Raw genomic sequence first — 20,379 nt, forward strand, 5'->3', positions numbered from 1 at the left:
AGAACCCTGTATGAACAACCCCATTTACAAGCGTTTACGCTTGTCTATCAGCTCGCCCTGTGCGCGATTGAAACACGCCGGCTGGCGTATTCCTGTGGTTCTGACGTGCCTGCTGATGCCTCTGCAAAGCCCCCTTGCCGCCATTCCCGCGGAATGGCGAAACACGGCATATGCCTATGAAACCCAGTACAAGCCCGTGCGCGAAGTGCTCGAAGACTTCGCCCAGACCTTCGGCACTCAACTGCAAATCGAAGGCCTGCTGGAGGGCGTCGTCAATGGCAAAATACGCGCTAACACGCCCCAGTCCATGCTCGACAGGCTGGGGGTCGAACACCGCTTCCAGTGGTATTTGTACAACAACACCCTGTACATCAGCACGCTGGATCAGCAAGAGTCTGCGCGGCTGGAGGTTTCGTCGGAGTCGATCCCAGACCTCAAAAAGGCCCTGACCGATATCGGCCTGCTCGACAGCCGTTTTGGCTGGGGTGAATTACTGGATGAAGGCGTCGTACTTGTCTCCGGTCCTAAACGCTATATCGAGCAGATCAAACAATTCAGCAGCCAGCGCAGATCCCCGGATGAGAAACAGAGCGTACTGACTTACCCGCTCAAGTACGCCAACGCGGCGGATCGTATCATTGATTATCGCGGGGAGAAGCTGACCATCGCGGGGGTGGCCAGCGTGCTGCGTGGGTTGCTGGAACCCCGTTCCTCCGCAGTCTCCAACGCCACCCAATCTGCCGGCGTGGCTTCACCGCCAGGCTTGATCACGCCTAACGTCCCGCGGCTGAACAATCCGCTGCTGGAGCAGATGTTCGCCAACCCCGGGAACTCAGATGCACTTTCGACGGGCGCCTCACTTGGCCCTCGCGCCCCACGCACTACCAGCCGAATCCGGGTTGAAGCCGACGTGCGCAATAACGCAATTCTGATCTACGACCTGCCTGAGCGCCAAACCATGTACCGCGAGTTGATCACCCAACTTGACGTTGCGCGCAAGCTGGTGGAGATCGACGCAATCATCCTCGACATCGAACGCACAAAGTTGCAAGAGTTCGGGATTGAATGGGGTTTTCAAAACAGCCGTTGGCGCGGCGGTGTCAATGTAGCGCCGGGCACGACCTCTCAATTGTCGATTGGCAACCCTGGGCGCTTCTACGCGCACATACGTGCCCTGGAAGCCCAAGGGCTGGCAACCCTGGTCTCCAACCCTTCGGTACTCACCCTGGAAAACCAGCCGGCGGTTATCGACTTCAACCGCACGCGGTACCTGACGGCCGGGCGGGACAACCCAAGCATTTTACCCGTGACCGTCGGCACCAGCTTTCAGGTGGTGCCACGGGTGATCACCAGCCGTGGTGGCCACCAGATCCATTTGGTGGTGGATATTGAAGACGGTAACTTCGACGACTCACGCACAGAGCCCAATGACCTTGATGTTCGTCGCGGCAAGGTCAGTACCCAGGCCGTGATGGCGGAAAAGCGCTCACTGGTGGTCGGTGGTTTCCATGTCACAGATAACAAGGACAAAAAAAGCAAGGTGCCGCTCCTGGGCGATATTCCGTTGCTGGGCAAGGCATTGTTCTCCTCGACAGAACGACAAAACAGTCGACGCGAGCGCCTGTTCATCCTCACCCCACGGGTCATCGGCGACCAGTCTGATCCCTCGCGTTACTTGCCCCAGGAAGACCAGGCCCAGTTGCAGGCAGCCCTCAAGCCCCTGGCGCGCCGGCTAGCCGCCCACCAGCCGCCCATAAACCGCAGCGATATCACCAGCACCCTGGCGCACCTGGTCAGCGGCGAAGTCCCCAATGGCTTCAAGGCAGGGCCAATGCCCCTGCAGTTGAACACCCTGTGCGCCACGCGCAACCTGTTGGCGCTCAACAGCGAGCGCAGCCAGTGGTACACCGGCCCACACTTCAATGTGGCGGTGGTGGTGCTACGCAACGAGATCAAACGCAACGTTCGCATCGATGAAAAAGAATGCAGCAACTCACAAACGTTGGCGGTCAGTGTCTGGCCGCGCGCCTGGCTCAAACCGGGTGAAGAAGCTGAAGTGTTTATTGCCATGCGGCCCGTCGTGAAAGATGAACACATTGGCGTACCGCGCCCTTCCCTCCTCACCGCCCCATCGAAGACCAAGCCATGAAGCACGCATTCTTGAGCATTATCCTGATCGGCTCAGCACTTAGCGCCGCGGGTTGTACACCAACCTGCAAGGGCGACTCCTGCACGCGCCCGCAATCGAGCAGTGACAAAATGGTGGTCTGGTGGCCGCCAGAAATGCGCGTAGACACCGGCCCCTCTGGGGAACGGGCAGACCACCAGACCATTTCCCTGGAACGATGAGCCTAACGATACAGCCTGACGATGCACTGCATCGTCAGGTTTTTTTGGCCGACGTGCGCAGTGGCGGTGCCGCTCACCTGCAACTCCTCCCAGGTATCCATCTGTGTACGCTGCAAGCCGGCACCCGCCAGGGGTTGGCCTTGCAGGTTGCGCGCGAAGCGTTGCAAGCCGGGCAGGTGCAACGGGCACTGGAGCAACGGTTTGAACAAGCAGTGAGGTATGACGGTTGTTTTGTCTATCTCGACGCGCAGGGCAATTTGCTCATCTGGCGCTCGCTGCCTGCTCAACTCGACGCGCTTGATAGTGCCATCAACCGCCTGCTGTCACTGGCCAACCTTGATGCATTGGATGCTCACGCCGCGCGTTGATCAGCGCTGTTCCAGCTCAGGCAATTCCAGGGTTTCACGCTTGGCTTCATCATCCAACTCACGCAAGGTGCGGTAGATCAGCGCGACGGCCTGCAGGGTTTCACGGGGGATACTGGCGCCAAGCTTATGGGTGTAGAGCGTACGGGCCAGCCATACACACTGAATGACCGGCACGTCAGCCGCTTTAGCCCTTTTGATCAGCTCACGCGCATTGGCATCCGTGCCTTTGTCCACCAGCAATGGCAGCGGTGTCTTGCCGGGGCGGTAATACAATGCGACGGCAAAGTGCGTTGGGTTGACGACTAGCATGTCGGACTCTTCCAGCTTGGGCAGCTTGACCTTCGGCTCTTCCTGAGCCAATTGCTGCGCCAACGAACGGCGCTGGCCCTTCACATGGGGGTCGCCCTCCATGTCCTTGTATTCCTTGACGACTTCGACCTGGGTCATGCGCATGCGCTTGGCAAAGAAGTGCTTCTGCAGCGTCAGGTCGATAAGTGCCAGCACCAGCAACAGGCCCAGGCACGCATGCAGCAGGTAGCGAAACAGCTCGATCAGCGCCAGGATATAGGAGGGCAGGTCGCTGTTGGCCAAATTGATCAAAGCCCCAAGGGAGGGGCCGATCACCGCGTACAACACCACGCCTATCAGCACGGCCTTGGCGACCCCCATCAGCAGGTTCATCAGCGACTGCGCGGAGAACATCTGCTTGAGCTGATTAAGGGGGTTGAGACGCTTGAAATCCAACTTCAGGATTTCTGGCGCGAACAGCAAGCCGAACTGCATCCAGCTACTGATCAGCTTGACGGCGATCGCCACTGAAACCATCAACAACGCAAAGGAAAAAAACATCACCATGGCGTCGAGCAACACCTCTTCCAAGGCTGACACAAACGGTCGGCTGAGGCGCGATATGGGCAGCAGCAGCATTTCCTGAAACCGCTGCAGGCTGCGGTCAGCGGTCCATAGCGCGAGCTCGCTGATAGCTGTCAGCACCAGAAGCTTGCCGACATCCTGGCTTTGGGCAACCTGGCCTTTCTTGCGTTGATCGCGCAGTTTCTTGGCACTGGCCGGGTGTTTTTTCTCACCGGAATCACTCATGGCATCCCCACCTTGAACATCAGCCCAAGGGCGTGCCTGAGTTCAGTCAGCAGGCTTAAGCGGCCGACGATCAGGTCCTGCAACAGTTCAAAATACAACAGCAAAATGCCAATACCCGCCAGGCATTTGACCGGCGGAGCCAGCGTACTCACCTGCAACTGCGGGCTATAAAGCCCCAACAGTGCAATGCCAAACTCCAGCAACAGCAGTACCGCAATAAAAGGTGCGGCGTAGAGCATCATGTGGGTGAACGTGTCGCCGAGCAGGTTGAGAAAAACGCCAAACCCATTGGCATGCGGAAGTGGAAACCATACGGTAGGCGGCCAGATCGAGTAACTGTCCCAGATCACCTGTGTCAGTGCCCCAAGCCCCAGGGTGGCCATCAACAAAAAAATCGTCAGTTCCTTGAACAAATGCCCGATGGGTGTCGCATCCGGACCAAGCGAAGGGTTGAGCTGGCCACCGGCCAAAGCTCCCCGCTGGTTATCCAGCAGCGCCCCCACCGCCTCGAACATCCAGAACGGCATCGACAGTAATAAGCCCAGCAAGGTCCCCAAGGCCGCCTCCTTGAGCACCAACGCGCTGAGCATCAGCGTAGAGAATTCCTGGTCGGCGAAGGTTGCATAGATACCCGGCGCAGGCATCAGCGCCAGCGCCGCCACAATGGTGTGGCGCGGCATGCCACGGATATGTTGAAAACAAAACGCCGCGACCAGAAAGGCGCAAGGGTAGATTCGCGCCATGCCGACCAACAGGCTGGGCAGGTAGTCAAAGTACTGCAACACAGGCAAGACCTCAGTTGAGCGCGGAGCGAGAGATCATGTCGAATGTCAGATTGATCAGTTGGATCAACTCCACACCGATCCAGCGCCCGGTCATGACCAGCGTGATCCCCACTGCCACCAGCTTTATGCCAAACGGCAAGGTCTGGTCCTGTACCTGCATCAGCGCCTGTACAAGAGAGGTCAGTACCCCGACTATCACCGCCACAATCAACGGCGGCGCCGACAACACCACGACCAGCAGCATGCCCTGCTTGAACAGCACGATCGGTTCCATACGCCACTCAGAGATAAGAAAAGAAGAGGCTGTCGAGTAGCCGTGACCACCCGGAAACCATCACGAACAACAACAGTTTGAGCGGCAGGGAGATGGTCATCGGCGAGACCATTTGCATGCCCAGTGCCAGGAGCAAATTGGAGACAATCAGGTCGATCACAATGAACGGAATGTAGATGAGGAAGCCGATCTCGAACCCCGCCTGCAATTGCGACAGCACGAAGGCAGGCACTAACAGAATCAAGTCTTCTCGCTGAACTTCCTGCGCCATGGCTGCCGGCCATAGGCGCCCAGTGTTCTCCAGCAGGTGCGTCAACACATCCGGATCAATATTGCGCAGCATGAATGCGCGCAACGGTTTGATCGCCTCCCCGCCGGTGTGCAGAGCCATCTGTACACTGCTCAAATCCAGCGGCGATACCTTGACGGTTTCGGCGATCTCGTAACCCACCGGCGCCATGATAAACAGCGTCGCCGCCAGCGCGATGCCATTGATGGCCATGCTGGGTGGTACTTGCTGCACGCCTATCGCGTTGCGGGTGATCATCAGCACAATGACAATCTTCAAGAAGGCCGTACACACGATCAACAGCATGGGCATCAGCGACAGTGCGCCCAGGAACAGTGCAAGTACGAAAGGGTCTATGCCCTGAATACTCATCGAGAAAAAACCACTCGAGTCACCTGCAGGCCCAAACGTCCATCCACTTCCACCAACTGCCCCTGGCCGATCGGCCGATCACCGTAGTACAGCCCGGCCATTCCCGGCGCATAACCGGTAATACCTAGTACCGAACCCTCAACCAGGTTGCGCAGCTCGCCCAGCGTCAAGTTGAGCATGCCGCAACGTACGCTTAACGCCATGCTCAACTCATCGAACGGTTCGTGCCCGAATACTTCCGCCACAGGTTCATCTTCCGGCTCAGCGTAATAGTCTGCTGAAAAGTCCTCGTCCACACTCGTGTCCTCTATAGAAATCAGGGTCAGGCACAGCGGCCCGGTGTCATCGTCAATACAGCCATGAAGGCGCTGCCTGCCAACCTGCACGTAGCCATTGCCCTGAGGTTGAAAAAAGGCCTGTTCAAGCACCAACACATCACCCGCCCGAAGGTTGCGCACTTGTGCTATCGGTAACTGCACGCGCCCAAGGGGCACGGCAATTGCCAGCTTGAACTGCGCCGGCATCGGCGCGGCGATAGGGCGCCAAGGTGCGGCATCGCACAACGCCAGAAAACTCTGGTGAGCCAGCCACACATAACCCACGACCCGAGAGGCTCCCAACGTCACGCTCAACCTGCAGCCGAAACCTGCGGGAGGCGCAGTCGCCAGCAATCGCATATAGCCAAACAGCGCTTTGACTTGGGGGCTAAGGTGTTGCTCAAACAGCGGCCAGAACCATGAGTGTGGATCGTTTCCTGCCTTGGCCAATGGCACAGGGCATTCGCCCAGCAGGCTCAACAGTGGCCCCGCCTCAGCGAGCGCCAACACACCGAGGACGGTTTCGAAACACAGCACCTCGCCGCCAACAGGGGCACGCCCGGGCTCGATCAGCAACTCTCCCTTTTGCCCTGCAACCTGAAACGGCAAACGCAGCCCACGCCCCAGCCTGCGGCGTGCAGCCACCGTGCTCTGCTTGACCACCGGCAACGCTAAAAAGGGCACCTTCATCACGAACAGTCACCTGGCAGGTAGAACCTGACCGGTTGCCCCAAGGCTTGCGTACATCGTTGCTGGCATTGCTGCCGCACACCGCGCAGCCAATGGTTGGTGGCATCGTCTTGCGCATCCAACTCTATGGCCCAGGCATTCTGTTCACGGTGCACCAAGGCGTTGATCCGCCCCAGGCGCGGCAAGCTCAATACGAATTGCAGCGGCCACTGTGTACCAGCCTGAACAGGCGCCACGAGTTGCTCGACCAATACATCGGCCCTGGCGGCCTCGACTGAGGCCTTGATATCCAGGCGCGAATGCCCGAAACGTTTCTCTGCAGCACCGCCTGCAAGCAAATACGCAAACATTCGCCCCTGCTCCAAGGGCACGTAGGCTCCCACGCCAGGCTCGCGTTCCTCCCGCAACTCACGCGGGCGGCGGTGTTCAGGCGCGGTATTAGAAACCTGTGTCATAGCGATTCCTGCGCAAGCAAATTGGACAGTTCCTGAAGTTTTTCCACCTGGCGCAAACACTCCGTGGCGTACTTCTGGGCACTGCCCACCTGGATGTCCTTGTCCTTGTGCTGCGCTTGCAGGGCTTGGACCTGGCCTTCGTCGCGCAGGGTGCTTGCCGATAACGAACGCTCTTGTAATCCCCAAGACTTCAATGCTTTAAGCGTCAGCACCTGGCCCTGATGTTCGCTGAGCAATTGCGCACTTTGCCGAGCCTCCTCCTGGCGGGTTTGCTCAAGGGCTTGCTGGGCCTGTTGAATATGGGTCTGCAGGGTTTGCCGCGCTCGTTTGGCCTCACGCAAGGCCCGTTCAGCGCGGTCGGCCCGATGACGGCGCAGGCGTCGCAAGGTCTCGATATCCGCCATCGACACGTCAGAATGGGACATAGGCCGTCAGCTCCTTGAGTTGCTCCAGTGTGGCCGCCATCGGCGAGGGTTCACGCAAGTCCTGGCGCAGGAAACTGTCGACTGCGCTGCGACTGTCTACCGCCAAGTCAGTCAATGCATCGCTGCCCGGCTGGTACTCGCCCAGCTTGAGCATCAGCTCGATCTGCTGGTACGCCGATAACAGCCGACGTAGCGCCGTGCCGGCCTGGATATCCCCAGGCTCGGCCACGTTGCTCAAGATCCTCGAAAGGCTGGCCAATACATCCACTGCCGGATAGTGCCCACGCTCGGCCAGCTTGCGAGACAGCACGATATGGCCATCGAGCAGCGAGCGAACTTCATCGGCCACCGGGTCGCTCATGGAGTCCTGCTCGATCAGCACCGTGTAGATCGCCGTGATCACGCCTTCGCGCGTCAACCCGGCACGCTCGACCAGCCGCGGCAGCAGGCTGTATACCGAAGGTGGCAGGCCACCACGGCCCAGAGGCTCGCCAGCGGCAAGGCCAATTTCTCGCTGGGCCCTGGCGAACCGCGTGAGGGAATCGATCAGAAGCAGCACGCGCTTGCCCTTGCGTCGGAAGCCTTCGGCCAAGGCTGTCGCGGTGAAGGCCGCGCGTGCCCGCTCCATGCTCGAACGATCAGAGGTGGCACACACCAGTACGGCTTTGGCGCGCAACTGATCATCAAGCTCATGATCAAGAAACTCGCGCAGTTCTCGACCCCGCTCGCCAATCAGGCCGAACACAATCACGTCACACTCAACGTTGCGGGCTATCTCCGCCAGCAACGTGGTTTTGCCGCAGCCAGCCCCGGCAAACAGGCCAACACGCTGCCCCTCGCCCAGCGTCAACAGGCCATCGATCGAACGCACGCCGGTGGCCAGCGCGCGGTTGATTCGCGGCCTATCGGTGGGCAAAGGCGCTTCGCACAAAACGGGGCTGGTGTCCGACGTGTCGGCCAGCGCAAAAGCGCTGGCACCTTCGCCGGTAATCGGCCGCCCAAATCCATCCAGCACCTGGCCCAGCAACTTCTCGCTGACCTGTACCTGATGGGATATGCCCAGGCGCTCTACGCTGGCCCCCACACGCACACCTTCCAGGTTGCCCAGCGCACTGAGCACCGCGTCCTGCTGATCGAAACCGATAATTTCGGCGAGCATGTGCTCGCCTTGTTTTTCTACCTGGCACAAGTCGCCTATGCGTGCCTGAGGCAGCCGGCATTGCAGTAACATGCCGTTCACGCGCTGCACGCGCCCACGCATCGTGACCGGCGCAAAACCTGCCAGCGTCTGGGACTGGTGCCGCTGCCAAGTGTCGAGGCGTGCCTGCAAATCCTTAATCACCAGCGCACCTCGTAGCGCTGCGCGCCCTCGAAAACCACCTTGCTGTTGTCGATCATCACCAGGCGCAAGTCGTCCACTTCGTCCCCCACAAACAGTCGGGCTCCATCCTCCAGCACGACGTGACCATTCGCCCCTCCGATAATCTGAACGATCTTGAAGGGCAACTCGTTGTCGCGCGCGCGCACACGGCTGATCACCGGCACAACGCTGTCGAACTGCTCACCAAAACGGCCGAGCATGCGCGCCACCAACGCCACATCCTCGTCGGAAACATCGCCGTTGAGCGCGACCTGGCCATTGATGACCTGCAAACTGACCCGCTGGCTCAAATCACGCTCACTGAGCATATTCAGCAACTGCTGGCGCACCTCGAACGGCGAGGCCAGTTCAATTTTCTGGGGCACTGTTGGCATCAACGAGGCCTGCGGATCACGCTCCCCGGTAGAGGCGATGCCTACCACCATGATGATGACTGCAACCACCAGCACCACACTGATCAGACGCTTTTGCTGCGTGTGCCCGAGGGCCGACAACTTCAACATCTGGGGCGCTTGTTTGGCCGTAACCTTGGCTGGCGTTGCCGGCACGGGTGCTTCGGGCCAAGGCTGATCCGCGAGGGCGACATACAGCCCAATGGCGCCCACACCAAATTGTTCGCCCACCACCAAAGCCGTGATCTGTGCGACAACCTGCCCTTTTGCGTCCTGCAACAACCCCGCCTGGGCCTGCACCGACCATGTGGAGCCGACCAGCCGCAACACCGCATGCTGCTCGGCGATCCCCGGATCGCTCAGCACCAAGTCAGCCTCCGCATGAGCACCGATGCTCCACTGCTCACCGAACAGCGGCAACGCAGCGCCTTGGTGCAGGCCATCGAGAACGCGCAGCTCGAACATCATTGAGCGCTCCCCTGTGCTGAAACTGGCGCAGTCTTCATGCCGCCGTACCGCGCATCAGATCGGTTTGGCCGAGATCAAACCGGCCCAACACTTTCACCTTTGAGGTGCTTCCCAATTCGGCAAAAGACATCACGGGGACATGGTTGAACTCTTCGAGCAATAAAGTGCGCAAGGGGCTGCGCAAATCCTGCGCCACCAGCATCACGCTTTTGCTTTTGGGGCGAGTCACGAAGGCTTGGTTGAGCAGGTTGATCAGTGACGCGCTGCTATCACTATCGAGGGCGAAAAAAACCCCGGTCTGGGTCTGGCGCAGCGATTCACGCAGCACGTTTTCGGTCTGTGGGGACAGCAGCCAGGCATGCAAGCCGTCGGCTTCACTGTACTGGTGGAAAATCTGCGATTTGAGCGCAATGCGCGCGTAGTCCGCCAAAGCGTCCGGCTCACGCTCATGCTGGCCGTATTCAATCAGCGACTCGACAATCAATCTCACGGCACGCAGCGGTACGCCTTCGCCTGCCAGGCGTTGCAGGACCGCCGAGAAACGCGACAGCGGCATGATTCGCTGCAGTTCCTGCACCAGTTCCGGCTGGTTGTGTTCAAGCCAGCTGAGAATCGACTTACTCTCCTGGATCCCCAGGAACTGGGGGCCGGAGAGCATCATCGCCTGCTTCATGCGCTCGACGATCAGGTTCGTCGAAGTGAAGCGCTCAAGCGCGGGATCGTCCAGCAAAGGATCATCTGGCGCCAACCACACCCAATCCTGCTCATCGCGTTCGGCCAGGCCCGGTATCGCGTGCTCCGGTACTTGCGCCAAGGCTGTACGCTCCACGGCCACCTGCGTCACAACCGAAGCCTTGATCATCGGCACTTCGTGTACGCAGAAGCGCATTTCGTCGTCCGCCAACGAGTCGTCGAGTTCGACCTCGAACGGCGGCAGCGTCAACCCGATATTCGCAACGAGCGCATTCCGGGTTTGACGAAGGCCATGAACCAGATCAACCACCTCAGGGGTTCCACGCAAGACGGGAGAAAACTGCAGGAGATAAGGACGCGACGGGTCAAACCCGCGCAAGTCCTCTTCACCGTTTTCTTCCGGGCGCACGGCCTGCGTGGCCTCGGGCTCGGGAGCCTCTTGCCGTTGACGTTGGCGAACAAGGTAATAGCCCAGGGAACCCGTTATCAGTGAGATAAGAATAAATACCAGGGTCGGCATGCCGGGCAATGCCGCAAACGCGAGCATGCCCACCGACGCAATCATCCAGCTCTTGGGTTCGCTGGTCATTTGACGGGCAATTTCTGCGCCCATGTTAGTGACGCCCCGGCGCCCATCCGGCGCGGCGCGGGTGATGATCATGCCCGCCGTCAGCGAGATCAGCAGCGCAGGGATTTGCGCAATCAAACCATCACCGATGGTCAAAACCGAATACAGCGCAATGGATTCGCCGGCGGTCATGCCATGCTGGAACATACCCGTGGAAAAGCCGCCCAACAGGTTGATCAGCACGATGATCAGACCTGCAACGGCATCGCCTTTGACGAACTTCATGGCGCCGTCCATGGCCCCGAACAGCTGACTCTCGCGAGACAACTGGTCGCGCTTGTCCCGCGCCTGATTGCCGTCGATCAGTCCTGCACGCAAGTCGCTGTCGATAGACATTTGCTTGCCGGGCATCGCGTCCAGGCTGAAGCGTGCGGCCACTTCGGCAACCCGCTCGGAACCCTTGGTGATGACCAGAAAGTTGACCAGGGTAAGAATCATGAAGATCACCAACCCTACGGCCAGGTTGCCACCCACCACAAAGTTGCCGAACGCCTCGACGATGTCACCGGCATCTTGTTCCAGCAGGATCAACCGCGTGGTCGCAATCGACAGTGCCAGGCGAAACATCGTGGTCAGCAATAAAATCGAGGGGAACGACGAAAACGCCAAAGGCCCCGGCAGGTAAAGCGCCAGTACGATCAGCAAGCAGGCAATACAGATGTTGAGCGCGATGAGGATATCCACCAGCCAAGTCGGCAGTGGCACGATGAAGATGAAGACAATGGCCAGTACCACTACAGCACCAAGGACTTCAGCACGTTGTGCGACCTTGAGCAGCCAGTGGTTGATAAACCCCAGCGCTGTCACATCAACGCCCTCGGCTCAATCTGGCCCTTCTCCCGGCGCGTGAACTCATCCATCACCAACAGCAAGTTATGCAAAGCCTCCTCGCGCCCCCGCGAGTCGCGCCATAAGGCCGCAGGCAAACTTTTGATCACGGTATAGAGCGCATTGAGAAAGGCCAGTTGGCGGCCCGCCGCATCCCCAGCGATTTCATCCGCCAGCAGTTGAACCTCGGAGGGGGCAATGCCATTGCCGGCATAACCCAATAGACGCTGCAACAGGTCAACGGCGTCGTGTTCAACGTTCAGACGCTGAACCAATTCCTTGCAACTAGACAATACTCCGCCCAATTGACCACAGCTCTGCAACCCCAACAAAAGCGTGCGCAATCTGGCGGTGGGAATCGACGAGACGTACGCCGCAATATCATCCGCCAGCGCCCGACGCATTAGATTGAGCCCGACCGCAAACTGCTCGCCACCGTACTCTTTCAAAAGCGCCTGCATCATGCTGGCCAGGGATTGGCGCAAGACCACATTGGCGTAGTAGAGCGTACGTATCGCCTGGCATTGCGCAGCATCATCACTGCCTGACTGCAGGGCCAGGGCAATATTGAGGCCCGCCTGGATCTCCCTCTTGTACTGAATCTCCAGCTTGGCCAGCGCAGCACGTGCCAGCGCTGCCTCGTTTTTGACTTGCGCGTCACGCGTCGACGCTGCCTGGGTCTGGCGCACCAGTGCTTCGGCTTGCGCCGTCAGCTGACGAAGCACAACAAAGGTACGTGCAGGGTCGCCGCCCGTGAGGTCAACTAACTTTTCGAGACTCTGCTGGCGCTCCAGATACTGCCTGGCCACGATGACCATCTTTGCCAGACTTTTCTGGGCGGGATGGCCGAGCCGATCATAGAGCTGCGCGAGCTGCTCGACAGGTGTGGCAGGCCCCCCAATGGCGCGTCGGGTCAACGCGGTGCTTTGAGCGACGGCTTCCTGGCTGAAAATGCCGGCGAGCGCATCAAAACCTGGCGCAGCATCCGGCGATCGGGTCGGAGCGACCTTCTCGGAAACGGATGGCTCCAAGCGCTGGATTCTGTGCAGATCGGGGTTGAATTCGACTTTCATGGGCATGCCAGGACAGGGAGTTTGTGTCTCTATGTGGCAACCCCCTGCCATACAGTTCCATCAAAACCACAAATACTCTCTGCTTTGAAAATACCCGCACAAAACCACCTGCCGTTTTGCAAGCACCTGCGCAAAATCACACTATTTCAATATATTTATATATACAAATCAGAGAGTTAAGCGATTTTTTCATTTGGCACAGCCAGTGCAAACGGGGTTCCCATCGAACTTATTTCGATAGCGTCTACCCTGAGGAAAAAATCGTGAATATCCCTATTGAAGCTTTAGCGCAGCTCGTTGGCGACTCGCCTCAATTCATGCACCAACTGACGGACGACCAGCAGAAAAAACTCCGGCGTTTTATTCATAAACGCGTACTCAACCCCGAAGACGCCGACGACATCCTGCAACTGACTTACCTGGAGGCTTGGCGCAACAGAGAGCGGTTCAGTGGCCAGGCCACCCTCAGTACCTGGATGTGCGGCATTGCGCAGAACCTGGTCCGCAACCATTTCCGGCGCCTGTATGCCAAACCCGTGCATTGCGAATTCGATGAATCGCTTTGGCATGGCCAAGAGGAAAACAAGAATCTGGATTGGGAGTTCGAGATCAACCGCCGACTCGAAAAAACCTTGAGCGCCATTGATCACTTACCGGCGGAAATGCGCAAGACGCTCTACGCCTCGTTGGAGACCGATGGCAGTTACCAAGACACCGCCGACGTGCTGGACATCCCCATCGGCACCGTTCGCTCACGCCTGTCACGGGCGCGCGAGCACTTGAAACGCGTCACGCACAACCCGTCGCAACCGTAAGCTGGCCCTAGGGGGCAAGCGTTGGGCGGCAGGGATATCTGCCCAACCGAACTACGCTTTACCGTGCGCACAAACAGGATCACAAGCCGCGCCGAATGGCACCTTGAGGATCATCGTCAAATGGCTTGCAGCGCCACACCCTTGCGATCACACATTCAATACAGTCAGCAGAACAGCGCAAAACCCATGTGGGATCTTCGTGGTTGAAATACCCGTATCCGCCACACCACTCGTCGCCGTTCGGCCTGACTTTGTTTAAACAGTTGAAAGCGTAGATAAAATTTTGAAATAAACGCTTGACGCATATGCGTTCTACGCGAATAATGCGCGCCACTTGGCTACGTAGCTCAGTTGGTTAGAGCATAGCATTCATAATGCTGGGGTCCGGGGTTCAAGTCCCTGCGTAGCCACCAAGTACTAAAAACGGCTTACCGAAAGGTAGGCCGTTTTTTTATGCCTGCAGAAAAGCCCTCAGGCATACTCGCCCCCAACCACAAGGAGGCGATACGTGAACCCCCTCTTCCCCACCCATGGCATCACCACCGAACGGCTGACACTGCACGCAGCTCACCCTCGTCACGCTCAAGCCTTGCAAGCGCACCTGGTGCAAAACCGCGCGTACCTTCAACCCTGGGAACCGACTCGCGATGATGACTTCTTCGAACTCGGCGCCATTACCCAGCGCCTCGAAGCCATGGCCGAGAAAACCACCAGCGGTGAAGCCTTGCATCTGCTGATACTGCGCGACGACCGGATAATCGGCAGCTGCAACTTCAGCAACATCGTGCGCGGCGCATTCGAGGCCTGCCATTTGGGCTACGCACTTGATGAGACGGCCCAAGGCCAAGGGTTGATGCGCCAAGCGCTGAGCGCCGCGATTGACTATGTGTTCGCAGAGATGAAACTGCACCGTATCATGGCCAACTACAGGCCCGAAAACCAACGCAGCGCACGCCTGCTTGAGCGGTTGGGCTTTGAGCGTGAGGGCCACGCGCGGGCCTACCTGAAGATCAATGGCGTGTGGGCGGACCATGTATTGACGTCGCTGATCAACCCCACGAACGGTGACGCATGAGCCTGAGCGTATTCGCAATCATCATGCTGGGCGCCGCCCTTCATGCCACGTGGAACGCGGTGGTCAAAGGCGGCGTCGACAAGCTGCTGACCACCTGCATGATTGCGTCCGCCGCTTCATTGATTGCACTGGCGGCCATCCCGTTTCTGGCGCTACCGGCCAGAGAGAGCTGGCCCTTCATCGGCGCATCGGTGGTTTTGCAGGTGCTGTATTTCGTGCTGGTGGCCTCCACCTACCGCATTGCCGACATGAGCCAGACCTATCCGATCATGCGTGGCACTGCGCCGCTGCTGGTGGCGTTGGTAAGCGTGCTGGTGTTGCACGAGCCGCTCTCGGCGTTTGCCTGGCTCGGCATTGGCGTGATCTGCCTGGGTATCTTGAGCATGGCCGCAGCGCCCTCGGCCGGGCATAACAAAGGGCTGGTGCTGGCGCTGATAAACGCCTTGGTGATAGCCGGCTATACGCTGATCGATGGCTTGGGCGTGCGCAAGTCCGGCGCACCAGCGGCTTACACGCTGTGGATATTTTTGCTGACCGGCATCCCGCTGGCCGCGTGGGCTTTAGCCGCCCGGCGAGCAGCGTTCTGTCGCTACGTCGCCCGCAACTGGCGGCTTGGCACCGTCGGCGGCGCCGGCACTGTGGCGTCATACGGCCTGGCGCTGTGGGCGATGACACACGCGCCCATCGCGACGGTTTCGGCCTTGCGTGAGACCTCTATCCTGTTCGGCGTAGTGATTTCGGCGTGGGTGCTCAAAGAGCATCTCACGCGGGCTCGCATCATTGCCGCCGGCATTATTGCGCTAGGGGCGATGGTGTTGCGCCTGGGCTGACCAGGACACATGCGCACAAAAAAACAGAGGATCTGTACTTTGACGCTCCACGTAACCCACTGCTAGTGTCCTGCCTCCCAATATGGAGTGCCTGCGATGAAACTGGACATCTATCAAGTCGACGCGTTCAGCCAACAGGTGTTCGGTGGTAACCCCGCGGCCGTGTGCCCGCTGACCGAGTGGTTGCCCACCGAGCAACTGCACCACATCGCCGCCGAAAACAACCTTTCGGAAACGGCCTTTTTCGTGCCCCGTGGCGAGGTTTATGAGTTGCGCTGGCTCACCCCCGAAGTCGAAGTGGACCTGTGTGGCCATGCGACGTTGGCTGCCGCCTGGGTGTTGATTCACAAGCTGCCGAATGCGCCTGAGGTCTTGCGCTTTGCCACCCGCAGCGGTGAGCTTCGCGTGACGCGCAATGGCGACGAACTGGCGATGGACTTCCCGGCCAAACAGCCCGAGCGTTGCGAGCCGCCAGCCGGCCTGTTGAGCGCATTGGGGCTTGAACACGCCGAGGTGTATGCCACTAACGACTACATCGTCCTGGTCGATGACGAGGCCCAGGTCGCTGCACTCACACCAGATTTTGCACGCCTCAAGGGCCTGCCCAAACGCGGGATAGCAGTGACAGCCAAAAGCACGCGCTTTGATTTTATTTCCCGTTGGTTTGGTCCGAACGTGGGTGTCAATGAAGACCCGGTCACAGGTTCGGCGCACACCTCGCTGGCACCGTTCTGGGCCGAGCGCCTGGGCAAGTCACACTTGAGCGCCGAACAGGGCGGTAAGCGCCGTGGGCAACTGCGGTGTGAGCTCACAGGTGACCGAGTGATCATCTCGGGCCATGCAGCACTCTACCTGCAAGGCACGATTTACGTGTAAAAGGGATTGCCCAAGGACAACAGATCATTCTCAAAATGAACGGAGTTCAGCGCGTGTTTTCGATTTCCCGCCGTCAACTGTCGATGGTTGCCGCAGCCCTGGCGCTGGCCGGCTGCCACACCCCCGTCAACGAACAACCTCCGGCACCGGAACTGGGCTCGGGTTACCGCACCGACCTCACCACCCGCCACGCCGAACGCCATATGGCCGCCGCCGCCAACCCGCTGGCAGCCGAAGCCGGGCGCGAGATGTTGCGCCAGGGCGGTTCGGCGATTGACGCGGCGATTGCGATGCAGGCGGTGCTGACCCTGGTTGAGCCGCAGTCTTCCGGCATCGGCGGTGGCGCGTTCATCATGCTGTGGGATGGCAAAAACGTGCACGCCTATGACGGCCGTGAAACAGCCCCCGCCGGCGCGACCGAGCGCTTGTTCCTGAAGGCCGACGGCACGCCGATGGCGTTTCCCGAAGCGCAGATTGGCGGGCGTTCGGTCGGCACGCCGGGCGTTTTGCGGGCATTGCAGATGGCGCATCAAAAGACCGGGCACCTGCAATGGGCCAAGTTGTTTGAACCGGCGATTAAACTGTCGGAGCAAGGCTTCGCAATTTCCCCACGCCTGCACGCGCTGATTGCTGCCGACCGCTACATTCCCCAGTCGCCGGAAATGGCGGCTTACTTCCTGAACGCCGATGGCTCGCCTAAAGCCACCGGTACACTGCTGAAAAACCCGGCACTGGCTGCTGTGTTCAAGCGCATCGCCAAGGAAGGGCCAGACGCGCTGTACCAAGGGCCGATTGCCGATGAAATCGCGCGCAAGGTCCAGGGCAATCGCAATGCGGGCAGCCTCTCGCAGGCTGACCTTAAGGGCTACACCGCCAAGGAACGTACGCCGCTGTGTACCGACTACAAGCAATACCGGGTATGCGGCATGCCGCCGCCGTCATCGGGCGGTATAGCCGTCGCGCAGATCCTCGGCACCTTGCAGGCAGTGGAAGCCCGCGACCCGCGCCTGGCCATCGCGCCGATGAAACCGCTGAAGAGTGCATCGCCTGCCGGCCTTGAGCCTACACCCGAAGCCGTGCACCTGATCGCCGAAGCGGGCCGCCTGGCGTTTGCCGACCGTGCGCTGTATGTGGCTGACTCGGACTTCACCCCGGTACCGGTCGCGGGCCTTGTCGCACCCAACTACCTGGCACAGCGCGCCATATTGATTGGCGAACGCAGCATGGGCATTGCCAAGCCGGGCACACCTGCGGGCATCCAGGTGGCCTACGCGCCGGACCGCTCGCCGCTGCGCATCTCCACCTCGCAAGTGGTGGCGGTGGATGACCAGGGTGGTGCAGTGTCGATGACCACCACGGTGGAAGCGGCGTTCGGTTCCCACGTAATGGTCCAGGGCTTTTTGCTCAACAACCAGATGACCGACTTTTCATTCATCCCGCAAGAAAACGGCCAGCCGGTGGCCAACCGCGTCGAGCCCGGCAAGCGCCCGCGCTCGGCCATGGCGCCGACCCTGGTGTTCGACCGCAAGAGCGGCGAACTGCTGGCAACGGTGGGTTCACCGGGCGGTTCGCAAATCATCGAGTACGTGAGCAAATCCCTGGTGGCCATGCTCGACTGGAACCTCGACCCGCAAGCCGCCATCAGCCTGCCCAACTTTGGCAGCCGCAATGGTGCGACCGAGTTGGAGGCCGGCCTGTTCAGCCCGGCGTTGAAACAAGCGCTGCGTGACAAGGGCCACGCATTGAGCGAAATCGATATGACCAGCGGCATCCAGGCCATCGTTCGCACGCGCGATGCGCAAGGCAAGGTCACCCTGAGCGGCGGCGCCGACCCTCGGCGTGAAGGCGAAGCGGTCGGCGACTGAATGTCCTACGAACGGAGAGAGTGCCGTGCAACAGGCTGATAACCTCGGCGCCCTCCCCGGCGTCGACCATGGTTTTTGTTCAATCAATGATCCACAGCGCCCGGACGCGGTGTTCATCTGCAAGCAGGTGCACAGCGCGAAGGTGATTGAATGGCAGGCGGATCAGGCGTCCAACAGCGTGGCCGCAGATGGCGTGTTCACGCACGAGCATCAGCCGATTGCGGTGATCACGGCCGATTGCCTGCCCATTCTTATCGCGGCTGAAGACGGTGCGATGGTCGCGGCCGTGCATGGTGGTTGGAAGGGTTTGCAAGGCGGCATTATCGCCAACGCAGTGCAGCAATTTGCCGCTAAAGGGATTGCCGTGGACCAGTTGAAAGTGGCAATCGGGCCGTCAATCAAAGCGTGCTGCTATGAAGTGAGCGAGGACTTTATTGCGCAGTTTCAGGCGGACCAAGGCCACCTGTGGCGTGACGGTCGGGCGCCGTGGAGCTTGCTGCAACCGGCGTCTTTGCTGCCCCCCGAAATTGCCCCGTCCTATGCCAGGCAAACGGGAAGTGCCTGGTTTGATTTGAGCGGCTACGGAGTGATGTTGCTGCAAGCGGCAGGGCTTAAGCCTGAGCAGATCGAAGTCAGTGAAGTGTGTACGTATTGCACCTCCTCCACCTTCGCCAGCTATCGCAGGCGCACGCATCACCCTGAAGAAGCGAAGACGTTGATCTATTCGTGGATTGCTCGCAACCCCTGATCAGTGCCAAGGGTGCTTTTGTGGCGAGCGGGCTTGCCCCGCGTTGGGCTGCGCAGCAGCCCCAATTTAGCCACTACGTTATTTCAGGGTAGAACCGTGCTGTCTGGTTTTGGGGCCGCTTCGCGCCCCAACGGGAGCAAGCTCCCTCGCCACAGAGGCCACATTTTACTCGAGTCATTTCATCGGCTGATCTTAAGCCCCTTACGCCCGGCATGCCGCTCCAGCGCCAGCTCGATCAGCCGGCTTACCAGCTCGCTGTAACTCATCCCCGCCGCCTGCCACAGCTTCGGGTACATGCTGATACGTGTGAAGCCTGGCAATGAGTTGATCTCGTTGATCAACACCTCACCGTCCTCGGTGAGGAACACATCAACCCGCGCCAAACCCGCGCAGCCCAATACCTCAAACGCTTCGATAGCCAGGTGGCGAATGCGCTCGCTGGCTTCGACGCTGATATCGGCTGGCACCACCACTTGGGCCGCCTGGCCGTCGATGTATTTGCTGTCGTAGGAATAGAAACCGTTGTTCACCACAATCTCGCCACAGCCGCTGGCGATGGGGTTGTCGTTGCCCAATACGGCGCATTCGATTTCACGGCCTTGCACGGCAGATTCCACCAGCACTTTTTCATCGAAGCCCAAGGCCAGTGCTACGGCGGCGTGATATTCGGCTTCGTTGCCAACCTTACTCACACCCACCGAAGAACCCTGGTTGGCGGGCTTGATGAACATTGGCAGGCCAAGCTTATTCACAGCCGTTTCGAACGAAGTACGCGCCGCATTGCGTCGAGTCAGGGTGATAAACGGTGTCACGGCAATACCGGCATCGCGTAGCAGACGCTTGCTGACATCTTTGTCCATGCATACCGCCGAACCCAGCACGTCGGAGCCGACGAAAGGCAGGTCGGCCATGCGCAGCAGGCCTTGCAGGCAACCGTCTTCGCCGAGGGTGCCGTGGACGATGGGGAAGATCACATCGATGTGTTCCAGCAGGCCCTGCCCGGAGGTTTCCACCACTTGCTGGTTGGCCTTGCCCGGCACTACCGCCAGTTCACGGTTGGAGTGGTTGAGAGCGATGAGCGCCGGGTTTTCCTGATTGATCAGAAAGTTCGACGAGTCGTTGAGGTGCCAGTGGCCAGCCTTGTCGATGCCGATCAAGATGGGCTCAAAGCGCGAACGGTCCAGCGCATCGACGATATTGCGCGCCGACTGCAACGAGACTTCGTGCTCGGCCGAACGGCCACCAAAAATAATACCTACCCGCACCTTGCTCATGACCCGGCCTC

General features: G+C 59.5%; 21 protein-coding genes and 1 tRNA gene. 10 read left to right on the forward strand and 12 right to left on the reverse strand.

What is annotated here, in order from left to right; genetic code table 11:
* Positions 1 to 10: 10 nt before the first annotated feature.
* The 3 genes from sctC to P5706_RS29545 are packed head-to-tail and all read left to right on the forward strand — an operon-like array spanning position 11 to position 2,717.
* Positions 11 to 2,149 carry a type III secretion system outer membrane ring subunit SctC gene (gene sctC / locus P5706_RS29535; RefSeq protein ID WP_200432584.1) on the forward strand — a complete coding sequence of 713 codons (2,139 nt, stop codon included), beginning with the start codon at positions 11 to 13 and terminating at the stop codon, positions 2,147 to 2,149.
* A complete protein-coding gene (gene hrpT, locus P5706_RS29540; protein WP_244657825.1) occupies positions 2,146 to 2,349 on the forward strand; it encodes an HrpT family type III secretion system protein in 204 nt (67 codons plus the stop codon). Before sctC ends, hrpT begins: the two co-directional genes overlap by 4 nt.
* Complete coding sequence (locus P5706_RS29545) at positions 2,346 to 2,717, forward strand: transcriptional regulator (RefSeq protein ID WP_285683755.1); 372 nt, start codon at positions 2,346 to 2,348, stop codon at positions 2,715 to 2,717. Before hrpT ends, P5706_RS29545 begins: the two co-directional genes overlap by 4 nt.
* Here P5706_RS29545 and sctU read toward each other — a convergent pair whose 3' ends face one another.
* From sctU to P5706_RS29600, 11 genes are read right to left on the reverse strand one after another with little or no spacing between them, the layout of a single operon-like run.
* Positions 2,718 to 3,815, reverse strand: coding sequence for a type III secretion system export apparatus subunit SctU (gene sctU / locus P5706_RS29550; RefSeq protein WP_200432582.1), 1,098 nt, complete (start codon positions 3,813 to 3,815; stop codon positions 2,718 to 2,720).
* The gene (gene sctT / locus P5706_RS29555) at positions 3,812 to 4,600 is read right to left on the reverse strand and encodes a type III secretion system export apparatus subunit SctT (RefSeq protein ID WP_200432581.1); all 789 of its coding nucleotides are present in this window, start codon (positions 4,598 to 4,600) and stop codon (positions 3,812 to 3,814) included. Before sctT ends, sctU begins: the two co-directional genes overlap by 4 nt.
* Positions 4,601 to 4,610: 10 nt before the next feature.
* Complete coding sequence (gene sctS / locus P5706_RS29560; RefSeq protein ID WP_200432580.1) at positions 4,611 to 4,874, reverse strand: type III secretion system export apparatus subunit SctS; 264 nt, start codon at positions 4,872 to 4,874, stop codon at positions 4,611 to 4,613.
* A 7-nt stretch (positions 4,875 to 4,881) separates the two neighbouring features.
* The gene (gene sctR, locus P5706_RS29565; RefSeq protein ID WP_138816951.1) at positions 4,882 to 5,535 is read right to left on the reverse strand and encodes a type III secretion system export apparatus subunit SctR; all 654 of its coding nucleotides are present in this window, start codon (positions 5,533 to 5,535) and stop codon (positions 4,882 to 4,884) included.
* Complete coding sequence (locus tag P5706_RS29570; protein WP_285683759.1) at positions 5,532 to 6,542, reverse strand: FliM/FliN family flagellar motor switch protein; 1,011 nt, start codon at positions 6,540 to 6,542, stop codon at positions 5,532 to 5,534. The genes sctR and P5706_RS29570 overlap by 4 nt, the downstream gene beginning before the upstream one ends.
* Positions 6,542 to 6,997 carry a type III secretion system HrpP C-terminal domain-containing protein gene (locus P5706_RS29575; protein ID WP_200432578.1) on the reverse strand — a complete coding sequence of 152 codons (456 nt, stop codon included), beginning with the start codon at positions 6,995 to 6,997 and terminating at the stop codon, positions 6,542 to 6,544. The genes P5706_RS29570 and P5706_RS29575 overlap by 1 nt, the downstream gene beginning before the upstream one ends.
* A complete protein-coding gene (gene sctO, locus P5706_RS29580; RefSeq protein WP_200432577.1) occupies positions 6,994 to 7,422 on the reverse strand; it encodes a type III secretion system stalk subunit SctO in 429 nt (142 codons plus the stop codon). Before sctO ends, P5706_RS29575 begins: the two co-directional genes overlap by 4 nt.
* Entirely contained in the window at positions 7,409 to 8,764 is a 1,356-nt protein-coding gene (locus P5706_RS29585; RefSeq protein WP_285683761.1) for a FliI/YscN family ATPase, read from the reverse strand. The genes sctO and P5706_RS29585 overlap by 14 nt, the downstream gene beginning before the upstream one ends.
* Entirely contained in the window at positions 8,761 to 9,660 is a 900-nt protein-coding gene (locus P5706_RS29590; RefSeq protein WP_285684927.1) for an FHA domain-containing protein, read from the reverse strand. The genes P5706_RS29585 and P5706_RS29590 overlap by 4 nt, the downstream gene beginning before the upstream one ends.
* A 37-nt stretch (positions 9,661 to 9,697) precedes the next feature.
* Positions 9,698 to 11,791 (reverse strand): type III secretion system export apparatus subunit SctV, encoded by a 2,094-nt coding sequence (gene sctV / locus P5706_RS29595; protein ID WP_200432576.1) that lies wholly within the window; start codon positions 11,789 to 11,791, stop codon positions 9,698 to 9,700.
* On the reverse strand, positions 11,788 to 12,885 hold the full coding sequence (locus tag P5706_RS29600; RefSeq protein ID WP_285683764.1) for a TyeA family type III secretion system gatekeeper subunit: 1,098 nt from the start codon (positions 12,883 to 12,885) through the stop codon (positions 11,788 to 11,790). Before P5706_RS29600 ends, sctV begins: the two co-directional genes overlap by 4 nt.
* Positions 12,886 to 13,148: 263 nt before the next feature.
* On the opposite strand from P5706_RS29600, the gene P5706_RS29605 reads away from it, so the two are divergent.
* The 7 genes from P5706_RS29605 (at position 13,149) to pgeF (ending at position 19,094) form a co-directional block, all read left to right on the forward strand.
* Positions 13,149 to 13,700, forward strand: coding sequence for an RNA polymerase sigma factor (locus tag P5706_RS29605; RefSeq protein WP_200432574.1), 552 nt, complete (start codon positions 13,149 to 13,151; stop codon positions 13,698 to 13,700).
* Positions 13,701 to 14,036: 336 nt separating this feature from the next.
* Positions 14,037 to 14,113 (forward strand) — tRNA-Met (locus P5706_RS29610).
* Positions 14,114 to 14,208: 95 nt separating this feature from the next.
* A complete protein-coding gene (gene rimJ / locus P5706_RS29615; RefSeq protein WP_285683767.1) occupies positions 14,209 to 14,775 on the forward strand; it encodes a ribosomal protein S5-alanine N-acetyltransferase in 567 nt (188 codons plus the stop codon).
* The gene (locus P5706_RS29620) at positions 14,772 to 15,605 is read left to right on the forward strand and encodes an EamA family transporter (RefSeq protein ID WP_285683769.1); all 834 of its coding nucleotides are present in this window, start codon (positions 14,772 to 14,774) and stop codon (positions 15,603 to 15,605) included. The genes rimJ and P5706_RS29620 overlap by 4 nt, the downstream gene beginning before the upstream one ends.
* Positions 15,606 to 15,701: 96 nt before the next feature.
* Complete coding sequence (locus tag P5706_RS29625; protein ID WP_285683771.1) at positions 15,702 to 16,481, forward strand: PhzF family phenazine biosynthesis protein; 780 nt, start codon at positions 15,702 to 15,704, stop codon at positions 16,479 to 16,481.
* A 35-nt stretch (positions 16,482 to 16,516) separates the two neighbouring features.
* The gene (gene ggt / locus P5706_RS29630; RefSeq protein ID WP_285683773.1) at positions 16,517 to 18,346 is read left to right on the forward strand and encodes a gamma-glutamyltransferase; all 1,830 of its coding nucleotides are present in this window, start codon (positions 16,517 to 16,519) and stop codon (positions 18,344 to 18,346) included.
* Positions 18,347 to 18,371: 25 nt separating this feature from the next.
* A complete protein-coding gene (pgeF, locus tag P5706_RS29635; RefSeq protein ID WP_285683775.1) occupies positions 18,372 to 19,094 on the forward strand; it encodes a peptidoglycan editing factor PgeF in 723 nt (240 codons plus the stop codon).
* Between the two features lie 179 nt (positions 19,095 to 19,273).
* Here the strand turns inward: pgeF and ddlA are convergent, their stop codons facing one another.
* Positions 19,274 to 20,368, reverse strand: a complete 1,095-nt coding sequence (gene ddlA, locus P5706_RS29640) for a D-alanine--D-alanine ligase (protein WP_285683777.1) — start codon at positions 20,366 to 20,368, stop codon at positions 19,274 to 19,276.
* Positions 20,369 to 20,379 lie beyond the last annotated feature (11 nt).

Source organism: Pseudomonas sp. ChxA, assembly GCF_030263855.1.
Taxonomy (GTDB): domain Bacteria; phylum Pseudomonadota; class Gammaproteobacteria; order Pseudomonadales; family Pseudomonadaceae; genus Aquipseudomonas; species Aquipseudomonas fluorescens_CB.